This is a genomic window from Pseudoalteromonas sp. MMG007 (assembly GCF_018100985.1).
Classification (GTDB): domain Bacteria; phylum Pseudomonadota; class Gammaproteobacteria; order Enterobacterales; family Alteromonadaceae; genus Pseudoalteromonas.
The window spans coordinates 1-18300 of sequence record NZ_JAGJEI010000009.1; the positions used below are offsets into that span (position 1 = coordinate 1).

Sequence of the window (18300 nt, forward strand, 5' to 3'; positions counted from 1 at the left end):
CCTGAAATAAAGTTATTACTCTCCTGAAGACGCAGAGCTTGCTCACGTGAGAAGCGCAGCTTCTAATTACTTAGTACCCTACTCAAAACCATTTACGAGCGATGCTCGTCGCGCAAGCAAGCTGAGCGCCTACAGATGTAACTCACACTCTGACTTAAATAGTCGTAGACGTAGAGCTTGCTCGCGTGAGAAGCGCAGCTTCTAATTACTTAGTACCCACCCAAAACCATTTACGAGCAATACTCGTCGCGCAAGCAAGCTGAGCGCCTACAGATGTAACTTAAACTCTGAGTTAAATTATTGTAGACGTAAAGCTTGCTCACGTGAGAAGCCCAGCTTCTAATTACTTGCGTATCTACTTAAAACCATTCACTGCTCTTTAACTTAAGCTGTGGTATTTTAAACACCTTGTTTAAAAGGATCTTGCTGTATGTTTAAAGCCGTATTTATCACCTTTGTATTACTATTTAGCAGTTTATTTAATGTAGGCGCTAAGCAAAGCGAAGAGCAAAATTCCCCCGTTGTTGGCGCTGCTCAATACAAACATTATTTGCCGCAGCTACAAAATAAACGCGTTGGGCTTGTAGTAAATCAAACATCGCTTGTCGTAAATACGCATTTAGTAGATGCGTTACTCACTAAAAATATAAACATAACCAAAATTTTTGCACCTGAGCATGGCTTTAGAGGCGATCACGATGCCGGTGCCCATGTTAAAAATGCAGTTGATAGCAAAACCGGTATCCCGCTTATTTCTATTTATGGCAAAAACAAAAAGCCAAGCGCAGAAGCCCTTAGCAATGTAGATGTTATTATTTTTGATATTCAAGATGTGGGCGTGCGCTTTTATACCTACATAAGCTCTATGCATTACATGATGGAAGCCGCAGCAGAGCAAGGTACTGAGTTTATTGTGCTTGATAGGCCAAACCCCAATATTGCCTACGTTGATGGGCCAATACTTGAGCGCGACTTTAAATCGTTTGTAGGCATGCATCCAATCCCCGTGTTGCACGGTATGACAGTAGGCGAGCTTGCTAAAATGATCAAAGGCGAAAACTGGATCAATAAAGCGGCTGATTTAAAGCTTACTGTGATCCCGGTTGATCATTACACGCGCTCAACATCCTACAGTTTACCTGTAAAACCCAGCCCTAATTTACCGAATGATCAATCAATCGCGCTTTACCCGTCGCTGTGTTTTTTTGAAGCAACGCCAGTAAGTATTGGCAGAGGCACCGACTTTGCGTTTCAGGTAATTGGCTACTCGCCCGTTGCGCTTGGAGAATTTAGTTTTACGCCACGCTCTATTAAAGGCGCAGCGGCTAATCCTAAATTTAAAAATACCCCTGTAAAAGGGCTCGATTTACGCACGGAAAATACGCACGGGCTTAATTTAAGTTATTTAATAACGGCTTATAGTAAATTAACTAAAAATAATATTACCTTTTTTGAACGCGCTGATTTTATGGATAAATTGGCAGGTACTAATAAGTTACGTTTAGCTATTGAAGCAGGACAATCAGAGGCACAAATAAAACAAAGTTGGCAGCAAGGGCTTGAGGTATTTAAAAAGCAACGCGCGCCTTATTTACTATACAAGTAAGGGTTATAAATGGCGTTAGTAATAAACATAAAAATAAGCAGCTATTTTAAAACAGCTTTATTAGCCGTTATGGGCCTTACACTTGCAGCGTGTAGCAGCAATAAAGCTAATGATTTTACAGCGAGTGAGCTTAAACAAAGTAACTTGGTAACGCTTCCAAATGCACAAGTCGTGGTTACCTTTCCTGAGGCTAACCCAAGTAGTCGTGAATACGTAAATAACCGCGGCACATTTAAAGCGTACAAAGGGCGCGGGCAGTTATTAATTCAAAATAATAACGCGATAAGTGCCGATATTTTTATAAATAACCAAAAGCTTAATATTACCAGTCAACTCGCCGCGAATACTTTATACGAGTACTCTCTCGCAAGGCGCACTCATAACGGGGTTAATACGTTTAAAGTTGAAAATATTAAGCCTGAGGGCGCAAGCCTTACCCTACGCTTTGAGTTTCCCACGTTAAATACCGCGGTGCAAAGCAATATAGACTTTAGCCAAGTAGATGCCTTGATACAAAAAGATGTAAAAGCAGGTTTTCCGGGGGCGGTATTGGCCGTTGTAAAAAGTGGCGAGCTCATAAAACTTAGCGCCTATGGCGATGCCAAGCAGTACCAACAAAGTGATTTAATGCTACTACGCCCAGAGCCAATGCAAACACACACTCTGTTTGATTTAGCATCTAACACCAAAATATTTGCCACTAACTTTGCGCTTATGAAACTGGTAAGCGAAGGGCTTTTAAATATAAACAAACCCGTGCAAAGTTATTTGCCCGAATACAAAGATGAAGGGCGCGAACTGCGCACAGTAAAAGACTTACTCACGCATACAGCGGGTTACCCGCCCGTGTTTGATTTTCATCGTAAAAGTACTAAAAATGGCGATGCGTATTTTTCACAAAATAGCCAAACCACTAAGCAGCTGTTACTGACGCAAGTACCGCTAAGTAATAAATACCCCGCACAAGCCGTTTACTCAGATATTGATTACATGATTTTAGGCGTACTGGTCGAGCGCATAACCGGGCAATCACTCGATGACTACTTAGAGCAGCAAATTTATGCCCCACTTAAACTAACCAATACGGTATTTAACCCACTTAAAAAGGGCTTTAAACGTTCTGAATTTGCAGCTACCGAGCTTAGCGGTAACACCCGTGATGGGCGAATTGAGTTTGATAATATCCGCACTAATGTTTTGCAAGGCGAAGTGCACGACGAGCGGGCATTTTATTCGTTTGATGGCGTAGCAGGGCATGCGGGTTTATTTAGTAATGCACCCGATTTAGCGGTGCTATGCCAAGTTCTATTAAACCAAGGTGGGTTTGGCAATAATCAGTTATTTAGCGCATCAACCTTAGCGCAGTTTTTAACACCACAATTAAACAACGAAACCTATGGCCTTGGTTTTAGGCTTGCAGGTAACAACCAAGCAAGACGTTGGCATTTTGGCCCCTACGCAAGTGCACAAGCGTATGGACACACCGGTTGGACGGGTACGGTTACCGTAATTGACCCAACGTACGATTTAGCTATTATTTTATTGACCAATGCGCGCCACACAAAAATAAAAGGAAGCCAAAAACATTACCAGTTTTTGGGTAAACAATACGAGACCGCACAATATGGTTCAGTGGTATCGCTTATTTACGAAGCACTACTAAATCAATAAATTATCGCTTAGGCTAAAACGGCCTAAGTGCAGTGCCTTAAGTGATTTATTTACAGGTGACTTAACTAAGCCAATCCATTAAGCTAAGCGGTTTACAAATTCAGGCCACATTTTTAAAACGGCCTGCAAAATAAGCGTTTAAACGTGATTAAGCGAACGCACTTCGCTATTAATAAAGGTTAACTTATGTCTTGGTATTCTATATTACCGCCGCTGATTGCTATCGCCATCGTGTTTTGGCGAAAGGAAGTAATAATGGCGCTTTTGGTGGCTGTGGCTTCATCAGAGTTTTTACTCGCAATACAAGGCGAGAGTAATACTCTATTTGCTACATTTTTAAATACCATTGAGCGTTTAATATCGGTGGCCAGCTCGCCAGGTAATACTCGCATTTTAATATTTAGTATTATGATTGGTGCTTTGCTTGCCTACATTCGCGAATCTGGCGGTGTGGCAGCCACAGTTAACCTACTTATGAACAAAGGCATTGCAAAAAGTAAGCGCCAAGTTGGTTTTTTAACCATGTTTACCGGCATTGCAGTATTTATAGAATCAAACTTAAGTGTATTAACCTCAGGTATTGTATCGCGCGGTCTGTTCGACAAATTTAAAATGAGCCGAGCGCGTCTTGCTTACATTATTGATAGCACCAGTGCGCCGGTATGTATTTTAATACTGCTTAATGGCTGGGGGGCATTTGTGCTGGGTTTGCTTGGTAATTACGAGCTAAGCGAATCGGCAGTGTCTATTTTATGGGGCAGCGTAGGGTATAACTTTTACGCCATTATCACCTTAGTCATTGTGTTTTACACTATCGCGTTTGATAAAGTGCACGGCCCAATGAAAGAAGCCGAACAAAAGCTAGAGCTGCAAAAAACCGACCTAAAAGAAGAAGTAAAAGGCTCTAAAGCGCGTTACATGTTAGTGCCTTTAGTCACGCTTATTGTGAGCATGGTAGGCTTTATGTTTTACACCGGCAACGGCGTATTAGCAGAAGGTAGCGGCTCAAAATCGGTGCTATACGCAACGGTATTAGCCATTGTGGTGGCTTACGCTTTAATGATCAGCTCTCGGCAATTTACTCACCATCAGTTAGTTGATACCGGCTTTAAAGGCATGGGCGAGCTATTACCGCTGGTAAGCATTGTATTGCTTTCACTTACATTGGGCGCAAGCTTAAAAGAGCTAGGCACCGGCGTATTTGTAGCCTCATTAGTAGGCGACTACTTACCTATTTACTTAATTGTACCTGTGCTGTTTGTCACCGGCGCGGTTATGTCGTTTACTACGGGTACATCGTGGGGCACATTTGCCATACTCATCCCTATTGGCGTGCCACTTATTCAAGAGCTTGGCCTACCGCCTTCACTTGTAGTGGGTGCTATTTTGGGTGGTGGTATATTTGGCGATCACTGCTCGCCTATATCCGACACCAGCGCCGTATCGGCACTCGCCTCGGGTTGTGATTTACTCACCCACGTTAAAACGCAGCTACCGTACGCGTTATTTGGCGGCGCACTCACGTTTATAGCGTACTTAGTAACAAGCATAATTGTGTTATAAATACATGTTACTTTAATACTCAAAAGCCTGCATAACTGCAGGCTTTTTTGTTTAAAAACAAATAATTCAAATATTCAACTTAGTAATGTCAGCTCTAATAACTCACTAACTTAATCTAAAGCATTTAAATATAGACTTAAGTACCCGTATTTATATTTTTTAGGTTATTGTATAGCATACGCTTTAAGCTTTTTGATAATAGGCAATTCTTACTTTTTAATACCAATTCGCTTAATTAAGTGATCTATTTTGAGGCTGGAAAAACGTGTTGATAGCTAGGCAAAAAATTCGCTATTTAGTTGTTCTCGGCAATTGCTCCTGCATTGCTCTACCTTCTGCATCCATGCAGTCGTAAATGAGAATTTTTTAACGCAGGTAGCGACACGTTTAGCCCCGCAAAATGATTAAGTATTATTGCGGATTGGTATAACTCATACAAGGCTGTAAACCCACACTATGTTTGTAATAGATAATATCATTCTCGTTAGTGCCATTTTAATCCTACTTGGAGTAATTTCGAGCAAGCTATCTGCTCGCGTTGGCTTACCAGTGCTGGTGCTATTTTTACTAGTAGGTATGCTTGCAGGTGAAGACGGTATTGCAGGTATTTCATTTGATAACGCAGAGGCTGCACATGCTTTGGGTACTCTCGCGCTTGCCATTATTCTATTTGATGGTGGCTTACAAACACCTACCAGTTCAATTAAAGAAGTGTGGAAACCCGCGTCTGCTTTAGCAACCGTCGGGGTGTTATTTACCGCTGTAATTACAGGCCTTGTTGCCACTTATATTTTAGACCTGCCCATATTACAAGGTGTTTTACTGGGGGCCATTGTTGGTTCTACAGATGCCGCAGCCGTGTTTGCGCTTTTACGAAGTGCCGGTATTCACTTAAATAAAAAGCTTAAATCAACCCTTGAAATAGAAAGTGCCTCGAATGATCCAATGGCTATTTTTTTAACGGTTGGTTTGCTCGAAATGCTCGTTAACGATATGCCAATAGGGCTTGGTTTACTGCAGTTATTTGCGCAGCAAATGGGTGTAGGCGCTGTGTGTGGCTTTTTAATTGGTAAGGTATCGGTTTGGTTTATTAATCGAATTAAACTAAATGCATCGGGTTTATATTTAGTGATGGTAACGGCATTTGGACTACTTTCATTTGGCCTTTCTGCAACGCTTGGCGGCAGTGGATTTTTAGCTGTATTTATAACGGGTGTTATTTTAGGTAACAGCAAGTTTGTATATAAACGCGGTATTTTTCTTTTTCACGATGGTTTAGCGTGGCTTGGGCAAATAACCATGTTTGTTGTATTAGGCCTGCTTATTAACCCGTCGTCGTTGGTTGATGTGTGGCTAGAAGGATTACTGATTGCACTGGCACTTATTTTTGTTGCTCGCCCATTGGCTGTAGCGCCTATTTTAAAACTGTTTGGCTTTAATAATCGCGAAACGTTGTTCGTATCTTGGGTGGGCCTTAGAGGCTCAGTGCCTATTATATTAGCTATATTTCCATTGTTATTTGGCCTCTCAGGGGCTGAGCTTATTTTTAATGTTGTATTTTTCGTGGTGTTAATTTCAGCTACGTTACAGGGTTCAACAATGCCTTGGATAGCTAAAAAATTAAACTTAGTCGAGCCACCACCCGATTTAGCCGCTGCAACGCTCGAAATTACCGCACTAAACGATATTGATATAGAAATTGTAGAGTACACGCTAAGTGAGGTTTCGCGTGTTTCTGGGCGTAGCTTGTCACATGCTGCACTGCCAGAAAGTGTAGTTGTAGCCATGATCACTCGCGGGCCGTCAATCATACCGCCACGCGGCTCAACTAAGTTAAAAGCAAACGATCATTTATTTGTTGTTTTAAAACCAAATAACAGACCGTTTGTGGACTTAGTTTTTACAGCAACCGATAAAACAAACCATCAAGATAGCCACTTAGCGCATAACGAACTTAAAGTGAAAGGGGTCACCTTAGTAGGAGACATATTTTACTCTTACCACATGCACATAGACGCGCCCGAGGATATAAGCCTAGAAGAGGTAATTAACCAAAAGCTCGGTGAAGAGGTGACTAAAGGCTCAGTGGTTGTTATTGGTAATGTTCAACTACGCGTTATAACTATGGTAAATACACGTATAGTGACTATTGGCTTAAAGTACTTGAGTAATCCTGAAAAGCGACTTTTAAAGCAGTAATCATTAACAATGATTTATTAAATGGTGACAGCACATTTATAGCGGACGTAGGTTGGGTTGAGTGACACGAAACCCAACAGTTCTCCAATGTAATGAGCACACCCAAAGCTAAGTATGTGTAGTGTTTATTATAGGCGTACAGCTTGCTAACGCATCGGGCGGTAGCCCGAAATAAATGCAACTGTTGATAATTCAATATTACACTATGTAACAAAGATTATTTAAAGGGAATTCAATGAAAGAGATTAAGAACTTTAACTGGAACACTGTCTAACCCCAGCACCCACATGTTTAAGCGCAATAATCTGCCCTTTGCCGTTATGCGCCATGGCCAACATATCACCCGTATTTATATTACTTTCAACCGCGTGTTTACCTTTTAGCTCGCTCAACAGTGACTGCTTAATTTGTACTAGCACTTCGTCATTACAGCTGGCTATGTACCAGTCGTTATCAACCTTTACAAGCGTGCCGTATTCTATGTGGCGCTGTTGATGTAAGCGTAAGTTATTAGCATGCTGAGTATCGAGTGCGTGTTTTTGCTCGGTAATGGCGCTTGTGTAACTGCCCGATGGGTTTATTTCGTGGGTTTTAATAATTGAGTAGTCGTGAATGTCTATAGTCTTAAATGAGCTGTTAAGCACGGTTTTTGGCACGTGGTTAATGCCATTGCTGCTATCAAATACAATAAATGCGAACACGCCCAGTGCGCAGGCAAGGCTGGTTAACTGTAGGGTAAAGCCGAACTTTTTAGGCTTTGTGTGCGTGTCTTTACTAAGTAACGTTTTTTGCTGCGAGGCAGTGAGTGTAGTGCGTGCTTTTCGCTCTTTGTAGTGTTGAGTGAGCTTTTGGTCAAACTGCTCATCAGGCTTGTTCATTGTTTGCTCCTAATAAACGTTTAAGGTTTTGTTTGGCATAGCGCAGCCGCGTTTTTACGCTCTCATGGTTGCTTTGGGTTATAAGTACTATGTCGGCAAGGCTAAAGCCTTCTTGTTGTAAGGTAATGGCTTCGCGCTGTACAAAGCTTAGCTGTTTAAGTGCATTATCGAATGCTTGATAACTTATATTGCTTTGCTCATTTTGCTGCGCGGGTAGATGAGTGTTTTCGTCAAGCTCTACAAAGCGCTGCTGTTTGCGGTATTCGTCTATTAATGTGTTGCGCGCGAGTTTAAATAACCATGCTTTTGGCGTGGTTTGCGCTTGGTAAAGGTGGCGTTTTTCGATTACCTTTAGCCATGTTTGTTGGCTTATGTCGTATGCTAAATGCGTATTAGATTGCGTAACAAGGTAGTGGTATAAGTCGTTACTATAGAGGGCAATAAGCTGCTCTAAGTAACGATTGTCGCCACTTTTTGCGTAACTTGCCATGCAATCCTTGCTTGGCGTTTCAAATAACCATGACTTAATACTTAGTAGCATAGGCTCATCGCTTTTATTGTTGTAATTTGAAATCGAGCTGTACGGTTTGACCAGTTTGTAATTGTGCCACACCTTCTATTACTTTGGGGCGATATTTCCAGCGTTTAATGGCTCTTATTGCTTCGCGATCAAAGGTACGTTTTGGCTCTGCGTTAATAACTACTGGGTTTATTACTTCACCGGTGGGCGAAATATTAAAGCTAAGTTGCACCCAGCCTTCTATGCCATCGCGGGCAGCAGACGCTGGGTATTTAGGGTTTATGCGCACTATGGGCGTTGCATCTCCTGTTGGGCGGTTAATAGTGCTATTTATATCATCACCAAAATCGTCAATCGTAACTGGCGTAAAGTCGCTAATTGCTAGCATTGGATCGGTTGATGTATCAAGCGGTGGTGCTTTTGGCGGCATTTTAGGCATAGGTGGTGGCGGCTGTATTTTTTGTATATGCCTGACTTTTGAATCCTCAGGCGCCTGAAAAATCTCTACAATAATATCGCCACCTGGTTTTATAGGCGCGCGCTGCTCGCCAGATATTAAATATTGCATAAACGCAAAAGCCGCAAAGGTCATTACTGCACCGCCAAATACGGCGGTTGATGTTTTAATAAATGCTGAGTTGTTAGGTACTTCAAGTGTGTGCATAAGCCGCTCCGAGTAAACTTATTTGGGTTATTTAAAAGCTATAACGGGGGGCAAATCAAAAAGGGGTTAAATAATTTTATAAAAATTGCAGGGTTTAGTTACAATAGCCATTCGCATTCTTTTACTTATTAACTTTTTAGGCTGTTATGCAACTCATACAAATAGATAAAGCACGTTACCGCAAGCATTTAAATCGGGTAATTGCAGGTGGTGCAGCGGGTTTGGCTGTTGGCAGCTTGGCTATATCGCAAACATTAATTGCGCTATTTCCTGATGAAAGTGGTAGCCATTTTCATTGGAATTTAACCGGTGTTGTTATAACCAGTTTGGCAATTGGCTGGCTGTTAAATAAATACCGTACACATAGTTTTATGACCGAAGTAGTGTACGTGTGGGAGTTAAAACAAGCGCTTAATAAAATCACCCGTAAAATGCCAAAACTAAAAGCAGCAGGGCGCGAGGGCAATGCCGATGCACTGTTAGCGATTCATTATAGTTATGCGGGCTCACGACTTTTATGGCAGCTAGACGATAACACTATTACCATGGACGAATTAGCTATAAAGCAAACAGAGCTTGATAGTGTGGCTGCAAAGTATAACGTTACGCTTAACGCTGATGAGTATGATGCGAGTATTTTAAAGCAGTTTTAAAACAGTTTTAAAGTTAGTTTAAAGGAGCTAGCCCTGATGAAAAAAGTACTTATAGTGTGTTTAGGTAATATTTGCCGCTCGCCAACAGCAGAGGCGGTGTTAAAAGCGCGTGCTAAAAAATTAGGTGTTGAGGTAAAAGTCGACTCGGCAGGCACTATTGGTTATCACGAAGGTAAAACGCCAGATAGCCGCTCAATGGCAGCTGGGGAAAAACGCGGTTATAGCTTTAAAGGTATTTATTCACGCAAGGTGCGCACCAGTGACTTTACTGAGTTTGATTTAATTTTAGCGGCCGACACACAAAATTTAGCTGATTTAAAAGCGCAATGTCCTGCGCATTTACATTACAAGCTGGCACTGTTTTTAGAATACGGTGAGCAAAGCCAAAGCGCGATACCCGACCCATATTACGGCGGCGATGATGGCTTTGAAAACGTGCTTGATTTAATAGAAGCGGCTAGCGATAAAATACTCGCTAAAATTTAGGAGTCATTTATAAATTTAAAAAGCGCCAAATGGCGCTTTTTTATATTTTAGCTTATCGGTTAATTTTAAAGTCGAGTTGCACCTGAGTTACAGCGCTAACGGGTTTGCCATTTTCAAACTTTGGCGCGTAACGCCATTGCTCAAGCGCTGCTTTGGCTGATTTTTCAAATGCGCTGCCGCCTTCAGAGCTAAGTACTTTTGGGTTTTTTACAAAGCCAGCTGCATTTACCTCAAACTCCATAACAACACTACCATCGGTACTAAATCTGACTTTGTTAACTGGGTATTTAGGGTTAACGCGGTAAAGCGGCGTTTGCTCTTGCGATTCTTTCCATGGCACCATTTTAGCAATTGCTAGACAGTGTTTAGTTGCTTCTTCGCTTTTACCTTGTTTTTCGTACAGGCCAATAAGTTTAGAGTGAGCGCTTAGCTCTGCACTGTGATCAAAGTTTAAGTTACTATCGAATACATTGACTATACGGTTTAGCCTTTCAATCGCTTGATTGTATTTTTTACGACCTTCTGCGAATGAGGCCATTAAAAAATCAGCTTTTATACGCTCTAGTGAGTTTTCGGGTAAGTTTTCTTGATAATACTCGTCGGCTTCTTCTAGGTAGTTTTTAGCTTCACGGTATTTTTTGTGGCTATGCTTTTTAGCCAGTAGCGTTGCAGCCTCGAGCTTCATGTCGGCTACAAACTTAGGGTTGTTTTGTGTTTCGGCTATTTCAATTATTTGTTCTAAATAGTTATCTGCTTGATATGCTGATGTTGTGTAGTTAGCTTGGCCAAGCAATGCATCAACTGTTTCTATTGATTGTTTGCCGTGGTTTGTAGCTAAAATAGTATGGGCTTTACTATAAAGGGTATAACGCTGCTCGTTTAGCTCATTGCCGTAGCCTTTAATAGCTTTAGCGTAGTTAATAGCTAAGTTAGCGGTGTTATCTGAGCTTTCGCCGTAAACAGCTTTTCCAGAGGTGTAAGCAAACTCAGCAGCTTGCTGTACGTTTTTATTTGCTTTAACGGCTGCTAAATAGCTTTGATATGCTTGGCTAAAAACAAGCTGAGGATCGCTTGCTTGGCTGGCTAGTGCTTGAATGCTTAAAGTAGTTGCACTTAGCGCTGATAAACTTAAACCAACAAATAAGGCGAGTTGCTGTGGCTTCATAATAATCCCTATTAATATCCATACTTTATAATAACGTACACCATGTAAGAGTAGTTGTCATTAAAGTGGGTAAATGAATGTAAATGCTTAACTCATTTGTTAAGGGGTTTTAAATTGCAGTTAAACATTGAAAATAGGCGCTGTCGTCGCCATATAATTGCGATAAACAATGTTGTACTACGACCTAAATTTAAACGTTTGTGATATTATCACTTCATCGTGTCGTAGTTATTTAAATATTTGGATTTGTCGTGGCGCATGTAAGAGCAAGAGTCCAGCTTAATGTTGGCAAAAACAGTGATATCCCTGCAGAAATAGTGTCATTTACTGACTTAAAAGATGGCCAAGAGCATATTGCTATGGTGTTTAATAACGCCGATACCGAGCAAGCTGTGCCGCTTATTCGTATGCACTCTGAGTGTTTAACAGGGGATGTATTTCATTCGTCACGTTGTGATTGCGGTGAGCAATTAAATGAATGTATTGAAATGATGCACGAAAAAGGCGGTGTTTTACTATATTTACGCCAAGAAGGGCGTGGTATTGGTTTATACAATAAAATTGATGCTTATGTACTTCAATCGCAAGGTATGAATACCTACGAGGCTAATAACCACTTAGGCTTTGCCGACGATTTACGTGATTTTTCGGATGCGGTGTTAATGCTTAATGCACTTAACTTAAGCCATGTTAAGTTAATGACTAATAACCCTAAAAAGCTTAATGCACTCAGAGATGCAGGTATTGAGGTTGACTCAGTTATTGGTACTCACGCACACATTAAAGCGGGTGTTGCAGGTAATAAGTCGTACCTAGAAACCAAAATTAAGCACGGCGCGCACATGCTAGACATTAAGAAAATTAAAAAACCTTAAGCATTTAATTGCGTTCTGTCTATTAATCCCCCCTCACGCCAAGTTATACTTGGCGTGTTTCGTTTTAAATTAAGAGCAAGTATGTCTACAGAATTACGAATTTTTAAAGCTGATGCAGGCCTAAAGTGGTTTAAAGTCGGATGGCTTATTTTTAAAACCCAGCCAGCAACCTTTATATTTATGCATTTGTTTATTGGCATTGTAGGGCTACTGTCTTTGTTTTTACCTGTACTGCAAGTTGTTGCAGCATTAGCTACGCCGTTTTTAACCGCTGGATTTTATCAGGCGGTGCTTACAAAACAGCAAGGCGGTAAAATTATGCTGGCCGATATACTCAAACCATTTTCAGCAAAGGGAAATCGTTTAGGGTTATTGCGTTTGGCACTTTACCAAATGGGCGCGGGTATTTTAATAGCGTTACTTGCTAATGGCTTATTTGCCGATGCGGTGGCTGTTATGAGCCAACCAGGGCTTGATCCAAATGTAGCACTTGAGCAAATGCTTGAGAGTATATCTGGCGCTAACGTTATTTTATTTTTTATGGCAATGCTTATTTACCTAACGGCATTTGCGTACGCTGTACCGCTTGTTTATTTTAGTAAAGAAGCACGCATTTTAACGGCACTTAAAAAGTCGTTAATGGTGTTTTACCATAATTTATTTCCGCTGGGCGTTTTTGGTGTTATTTGCGCATTATTTATGGCGCTTTCTATGTTCTTATCGTTCTTACCACTATTGATTTTAATGCCAATTTGCTACATTAGCTTTTTTGTATCTTATCAGGCTATTTTTATGCCAATTGTGCCACCAAGTGACGATAGCAATGTTAAGCCACTTAGCAGCGAAACAAGCGGGCGTTTTGACGCTTAATGGATGATAAGTTAAAGCAAAAGCTAAAAAATTATGTACTTTGGTTACTAGGGCGCCAAGAGTATTCGCGCCGTGAGTTAACGCAAAAACTACAGCAAAAAGAAGCCACAGACGAGTTTATCGAAAACTTGCTTAATTGGTGCGAAGAGCACAATTTTATTAATGAGCAGCGATACTGTGAAGGTTTTGTAAGAAAACACATATTTAAATGCCACGGGCTTAAGCGTATTCAAAGCGAAGCCATGGGCAAAGGGATTGACCGTTCGCTACTTGAGAGAGTAGTTGAAGAGCTTGAAATAGATTGGTTTGAGCTGGCGCAGGATGCGTACAACAAAAAATATTCGGATACACCGCCAAATCTCGATTACAAAGACAAAGCTAAGCGCGTGCGCTACTTAATGTATCGAGGGTTTAGCTACGATGAAATTAATTTTGCAATGCAAGCACAGTAAATACAGGTGAGACTTTCAAATGCAGCACATGACTACCGCACAAATTAGGCAACAGTTTTTAGACTTTTTTGCCAGCAAACAACACCAAGTTGTACCTTCAAGCTCGCTTATTCCGGGTAACGATGCCACGTTGTTATTTAACAACGCCGGTATGGTGCAGTTTAAAGATGTATTTTTAGGCGCGGAATCACGCCCATATACACGTGCGACAAGCTCGCAGCGTTGTGTACGTGCCGGTGGTAAACATAACGATTTAGAAAACGTTGGTTACACGGCGCGCCACCACACATTTTTTGAAATGTTAGGTAACTTCAGCTTTGGTGATTACTTTAAGCAAGAAGCAATTAAGTTTGCGTGGGAGTTTTTAACTGAGGTTGTTAAATTACCTCAAGAAAAACTGCTTGTTACTATTTATCATGACGATGAAGAAGCATTTGAGTACTGGTCAAAAGATATTGGCTTAAGTGAAGATCGCATTATTCGTATTGCTACCTCAGACAACTTTTGGTCTATGGGTGATACAGGCCCGTGTGGTCCGTGTTCTGAAATATTTTACGACCACGGTGAGCACATTTGGGGTGGACCTCCAGGCACTCCAGAGGAAGACGGCGACCGCTTTATTGAAATTTGGAACCTCGTATTTATGCAGTACAACCGTCAAAGCGACGGTACTATGCTGCCATTACCTAAGCAATCTGTTGATACAGGCATGGGCCTTGAGCGTATTTCTGCTATTTTGCAGGGCGTGCATTCAAACTACGAAATCGATTTATTCCAAGGCTTAATTGCAGCAGCCGCAAGCGTAACTAACGCGCAAGATATGGACGATAAGTCACTTCGCGTGGTGGCGGATCATATTCGTTCGTGTGCGTTTTTAATCTCAGACGGTGTTATGCCATCTAACGAGGGTCGTGGTTACGTGCTTCGTCGTATTATTCGCCGTGCGGTTCGCCATGGTAATAAGCTTGGCGCACAAGGCGCGTTTTTCTTTAAATTAGTTGCTGCACTTATTGAGCAAATGGGTCAAGCGTACCCAGAGCTTGCTAAGCAACAAGAAATTATTGAAAAAGTACTTCGCATTGAAGAAGAGCAATTTGGTAAAACACTTGAGCGTGGCTTAGCTATTTTAGAAGAAAGCTTAAGTGACCTTAAAGGCGATGTGATCCCGGGCGATTTAGTATTTAAACTTTATGATACATATGGTTTCCCTGCCGATTTAACCGCCGATGTTGCACGTGAACGCCAAATGACAATTGATCATAAAGGCTTTGAAGAATGCATGGCTGTACAGCGTAAAACTGCGCAGCAAGCAGGTAAATTTGGTGCAGATTACAACGAGCAATTAAAATCAGAAAAGCTTACTGAGTTTAAAGGCTACGACAGCACACACTATAGCGCGACAGTGGTAGAAATTTTTGCTGGTGGCGAAGCCGTACAGTTACTAGAAGATGGCCAAGAAGGCATTGTAATACTAGACCGCACACCGTTTTACGCAGAATCTGGCGGCCAAACTGGCGATACCGGAACAATTACGGTTGCTGGTGGCGAGTTTGTTGTTACTAACACCACTAAGCTAGGTAATGCATTTGCGCACCACGGTACAGTACAAGGCCGTATTGGTGTAAACGATAAAGTGGATGCCACTATTGATGATGCTCGTCGTGAGAACATCAAGAAAAACCACACAGCTACGCATATTTTACATGAAGCACTTCGCCAGTTATTAGGTGAGCATGTAAGTCAAAAAGGCTCGCTTGTTCAAGCGGATCGTTTGCGTTTTGACTTTTCTCACTTTGAAGCGGTTACAAAAGATGAGTTACGTGAAATTGAGCGTGTAGTTAACGACGAAATTCGCCGTAACTTTGCACTTAACACTGAGCTTATGGCAATTGATGATGCTAAAGCGAAAGGTGCTATGGCGCTATTTGGTGAAAAGTACGACGACGAAGTACGCGTAGTAACTATTGGGGATTACTCAATTGAGCTTTGTGGTGGTACACACGTTGAGCGAGCTGGTGATATTGGTTTATTCAAAATTGTATCTGAAAGCGGTATTGCTGCAGGCGTTCGCCGTATAGAAGCGGTAACTGGCGCAGATGCGGTTGCTTATGTAAATGAGCAAGAAAAACAGCTTAACGATGTTGCAGCGCTTGTTAAAGGCGATAGTGCATCAGTACTTGAAAAAGTGACGGCCTTACTTGAGAAGTCTAAAGGCCTTGAAAAGCAAATTGCTCAGCTTAACGACAAGCTAGCAAGTGCTGCAGGTGCGTCTTTACTTGATTCGATTGTAGAAATTAATGGCGTTAAGCTATTAGTTGCAAACGTTGAAGGCACTGAGTCTAAAGCGCTTCGCGGTATGGTTGATGACCTTAAAAACAAGATTGGCTCAGGTGTTATTGCCCTAGGTGTTGCCAGTGGCGACAAAGTAAGCCTAATTGCCGGTGTAACTAAAGACCTAACAGGCAAAGTTAAAGCCGGTGAGCTTGTAAACCACATGGCCGGCCAAGTAGGCGGTAAAGGCGGCGGTCGTCCTGATATGGCTCAAGCGGGTGGCTCTCAGCCTGAAAACTTAAACGCAGCGCTTGAAAGCGTAACAGCTTGGGTAACCGAGAAAGTTTAAGATTACGTGGCACTTATTGTCCAAAAGTATGGCGGCACTTCAGTTGGCTCAATAGAGCGAATAGAAGCGGTTGCCGACCTTGTTGTTAAAACTAGGCAACAAGGTCATCAAGTGGTTGTGGTGCTCTCGGCTATGTCGGGAGAAACCAACCGCTTAATTAATCTCGCCAAACAAATTGATACTCGCCCGAGTAGCCGTGAACTAGACGTACTTATTAGCACCGGAGAGCAGGTGTCTGTATCGCTTCTAGCTATGGCTATTATAAAGCGTGGCCATTCGGCCGTAAGCTTACTTGCTGATCAAGTTAATATTCAAACCGATAACATGTTTGGCAAAGCCCGAATAGAGGACATTGCTGCTACGCGCTTAAAGCATGAGCTTGAACATAACCGCATTGCTATTATTGCGGGTTTTCAGGGGCGTGACGTTGAGGGCAATATTACAACGCTTGGCCGTGGTGGCACCGATACCTCGGCTGTAGAAATAGCTGCGGCTATAAAAGCTGATGAATGCCAGATCTATACAGACGTTGATGGCGTATATACTACAGATCCTCGTGTTGAACCTAATGCGCGGCGAATGAGCCAAGTAACCTTTGCTGAAATGCTAGAGATGGCCAGTTTAGGCGCTAAAGTATTGCACATTCGCTCTGTAGAGGCGGCAGGTAAACACAATGTTCCGCTTAGGGTGCTTTCAAGCTTTAACCCTGATGAAGGAACGTTAATTAGCTTTGAGGAAAACGACATGCCAAGTAAGGTTGTTTCGGGTATTGCGTTTAATCGCGACGAATGTTTAATTAAGGTACAAGGTATGCCAAGCGGCACGCAATACCTTTCAAAAATTTTGAAACTTTTTGCCGATAATGGCGTCGAAATAGATATGATTAATCAAGATAATCATAACTTTGAAAAAATAGACTATGCTTTTACTATGCACTCGAATGACTACCTGCAAGCGCTTGAATTAATTACCGAGCAACAAGCTCAATTAAGCGCTGATAATATTAGTGGGTTAACAACAGTGGCCAAAGTATCTGCTGTTGGAATGGGTATGAAATCGCATTCTGGTGTAGCTAGTTTATTTTTTGATGCATTAGCGCAGGAAAATATTAACGTAGTTTTAGTCTCAACGTCAGAGATTAAAATTTCGGTTTTAATAGATGAAAAGTACCTAGAGTTGGCAATTCGTGCATTACATAAAACATTTTTAACGGAAAATGAGTAGTTAGGGAGTTTTTACTTACTTTTCAATCGATTTTTCATTAATATGTTTAAGCGGAATCTTATAATTTTTATTGGAACATGGGAGCAAGAGAATGCTAATACTAACTCGTAGAGTAGGTGAAACCCTAATGATTGGTGACGAAGTAACAGTTACCGTTCTAGGTGTTAAAGGAAATCAAGTTCGAATTGGTGTTAATGCACCTAAAGACGTATCTGTGCATCGTGAAGAGATTTACATGCGCATACAAGCTGAAAAGTCGAACCCTAATCCGGGCAATGCTTAATCAACACGTATACGTAGTTGAGTAATTTACTCAGCTAGTTAAAAAGCCACTCACTGAGTGGCTTTTTTGTTTATAAAATCGAGTGTTTCAGGGCTTAGTATTTGTTTTGATATGTATTGCATACCGCTTTTATTTTTTATTAACAAACCGTTTGGAGTGTTTATCACTTCAGTAATGTCTTGCCATGCTAGTTGGTAGCTTTTGTAGTGATTAGACGATTTAATGCCTACATCGTCAAAAGTGAGCGTAACCTCAGAGCCTGATGCTCTGCTAAACATTTGCCGAGTAACCCACCATGGGCGGCGATAGTAAAATGCCACGCACTCTAGCACTGCTAGCATGATCATAAATGTACCTAGGTAATGATCGTCCAATCCATAAATACCAAATAAGCCAAGCGCAATAAGTAGCACGAGTAAAAAATACTTGGGTTTGGCGCGTTTACTATAAGGAAGCGATTCGTCAAAGCACTCGTAAAAATAAGGTTTATCAAGCGTGTAGGTAGTTGTGAATGCCATATTGTATATACTTAAAGCGTAATTTTCGACATCTTAACAGTAAGCTCTTCAAT

Annotated in this window: 17 protein-coding genes; 12 read left to right on the plus strand and 5 right to left on the minus strand. The window is 41.5% G+C overall.

What is annotated here, in order from left to right; genetic code table 11:
• Positions 1-430: 430 nt before the first annotated feature.
• From J8L71_RS11620 to J8L71_RS11635, 4 genes are all read left to right on the plus strand, one after another.
• Positions 431-1606 (plus strand): DUF1343 domain-containing protein, encoded by a 1176-nt coding sequence (locus tag J8L71_RS11620; protein WP_211000676.1) that lies wholly within the window; start codon positions 431-433, stop codon positions 1604-1606.
• A 9-nt stretch (positions 1607-1615) separates the two neighbouring features.
• Complete coding sequence (gene pbp4b / locus J8L71_RS11625) at positions 1616-3277, plus strand: penicillin binding protein PBP4B (RefSeq protein WP_211000677.1); 1662 nt, start codon at positions 1616-1618, stop codon at positions 3275-3277.
• A 186-nt stretch (positions 3278-3463) separates the two neighbouring features.
• A complete protein-coding gene (locus J8L71_RS11630; protein WP_211000678.1) occupies positions 3464-4840 on the plus strand; it encodes a Na+/H+ antiporter NhaC family protein in 1377 nt (458 codons plus the stop codon).
• Between the two features lie 456 nt (positions 4841-5296).
• Positions 5297-7039: a potassium/proton antiporter gene (locus J8L71_RS11635; protein WP_211000679.1), complete on the plus strand. Its 1743-nt coding sequence runs from the start codon at positions 5297-5299 to the stop codon at positions 7037-7039.
• A 254-nt stretch (positions 7040-7293) separates the two neighbouring features.
• Here J8L71_RS11635 and J8L71_RS11640 read toward each other — a convergent pair whose 3' ends face one another.
• From J8L71_RS11640 to J8L71_RS11650, 3 genes are all read right to left on the minus strand, one after another.
• The gene (locus J8L71_RS11640) at positions 7294-7917 is read right to left on the minus strand and encodes a hypothetical protein (RefSeq protein ID WP_211000680.1); all 624 of its coding nucleotides are present in this window, start codon (positions 7915-7917) and stop codon (positions 7294-7296) included.
• Complete coding sequence (locus J8L71_RS11645; protein ID WP_211000681.1) at positions 7904-8407, minus strand: sigma-70 family RNA polymerase sigma factor; 504 nt, start codon at positions 8405-8407, stop codon at positions 7904-7906. Before J8L71_RS11645 ends, J8L71_RS11640 begins: the two co-directional genes overlap by 14 nt.
• Positions 8408-8471: 64 nt before the next feature.
• Positions 8472-9101, minus strand: coding sequence for an energy transducer TonB (locus tag J8L71_RS11650; RefSeq protein ID WP_211000682.1), 630 nt, complete (start codon positions 9099-9101; stop codon positions 8472-8474).
• Between the two features lie 146 nt (positions 9102-9247).
• Here J8L71_RS11650 and J8L71_RS11655 point away from each other — a divergent pair, with 146 nt between their 5' ends.
• Positions 9248-9754, plus strand: a complete 507-nt coding sequence (locus J8L71_RS11655) for a DUF3087 domain-containing protein (RefSeq protein WP_211000683.1) — start codon at positions 9248-9250, stop codon at positions 9752-9754.
• A 36-nt stretch (positions 9755-9790) separates the two neighbouring features.
• Complete coding sequence (locus J8L71_RS11660; protein ID WP_211000684.1) at positions 9791-10240, plus strand: low molecular weight protein-tyrosine-phosphatase; 450 nt, start codon at positions 9791-9793, stop codon at positions 10238-10240.
• Positions 10241-10292: 52 nt separating this feature from the next.
• On the opposite strand, the gene J8L71_RS11665 is transcribed toward J8L71_RS11660, so the two are convergent.
• A complete protein-coding gene (locus J8L71_RS11665; protein ID WP_211000685.1) occupies positions 10293-11405 on the minus strand; it encodes an energy transducer TonB in 1113 nt (370 codons plus the stop codon).
• A gap of 251 nt (positions 11406-11656) precedes the next feature.
• Here J8L71_RS11665 and ribA point away from each other — a divergent pair, with 251 nt between their 5' ends.
• From ribA to csrA, 6 genes are all read left to right on the plus strand, one after another.
• The gene (gene ribA / locus J8L71_RS11670) at positions 11657-12280 is read left to right on the plus strand and encodes a GTP cyclohydrolase II (protein ID WP_211000686.1); all 624 of its coding nucleotides are present in this window, start codon (positions 11657-11659) and stop codon (positions 12278-12280) included.
• 81 nt (positions 12281-12361) lie between these two features.
• Positions 12362-13150 carry a BPSS1780 family membrane protein gene (locus tag J8L71_RS11675; RefSeq protein ID WP_211000687.1) on the plus strand — a complete coding sequence of 263 codons (789 nt, stop codon included), beginning with the start codon at positions 12362-12364 and terminating at the stop codon, positions 13148-13150.
• Positions 13150-13602, plus strand: a complete 453-nt coding sequence (locus J8L71_RS11680) for a regulatory protein RecX (RefSeq protein ID WP_058549530.1) — start codon at positions 13150-13152, stop codon at positions 13600-13602. The genes J8L71_RS11675 and J8L71_RS11680 overlap by 1 nt, the downstream gene beginning before the upstream one ends.
• Before the next feature lie 19 nt (positions 13603-13621).
• A complete protein-coding gene (gene alaS / locus J8L71_RS11685) occupies positions 13622-16222 on the plus strand; it encodes an alanine--tRNA ligase (protein WP_211000688.1) in 2601 nt (866 codons plus the stop codon).
• 6 nt (positions 16223-16228) lie between these two features.
• Complete coding sequence (locus tag J8L71_RS11690; RefSeq protein WP_211000689.1) at positions 16229-17446, plus strand: aspartate kinase; 1218 nt, start codon at positions 16229-16231, stop codon at positions 17444-17446.
• Between the two features lie 91 nt (positions 17447-17537).
• Positions 17538-17729, plus strand: a complete 192-nt coding sequence (gene csrA, locus J8L71_RS11695; protein WP_004587515.1) for a carbon storage regulator CsrA — start codon at positions 17538-17540, stop codon at positions 17727-17729.
• A 50-nt stretch (positions 17730-17779) separates the two neighbouring features.
• Here the strand turns inward: csrA and J8L71_RS11700 are convergent, their stop codons facing one another.
• The gene (locus J8L71_RS11700) at positions 17780-18247 is read right to left on the minus strand and encodes a YcxB family protein (protein WP_211000690.1); all 468 of its coding nucleotides are present in this window, start codon (positions 18245-18247) and stop codon (positions 17780-17782) included.
• Positions 18248-18300 lie beyond the last annotated feature (53 nt).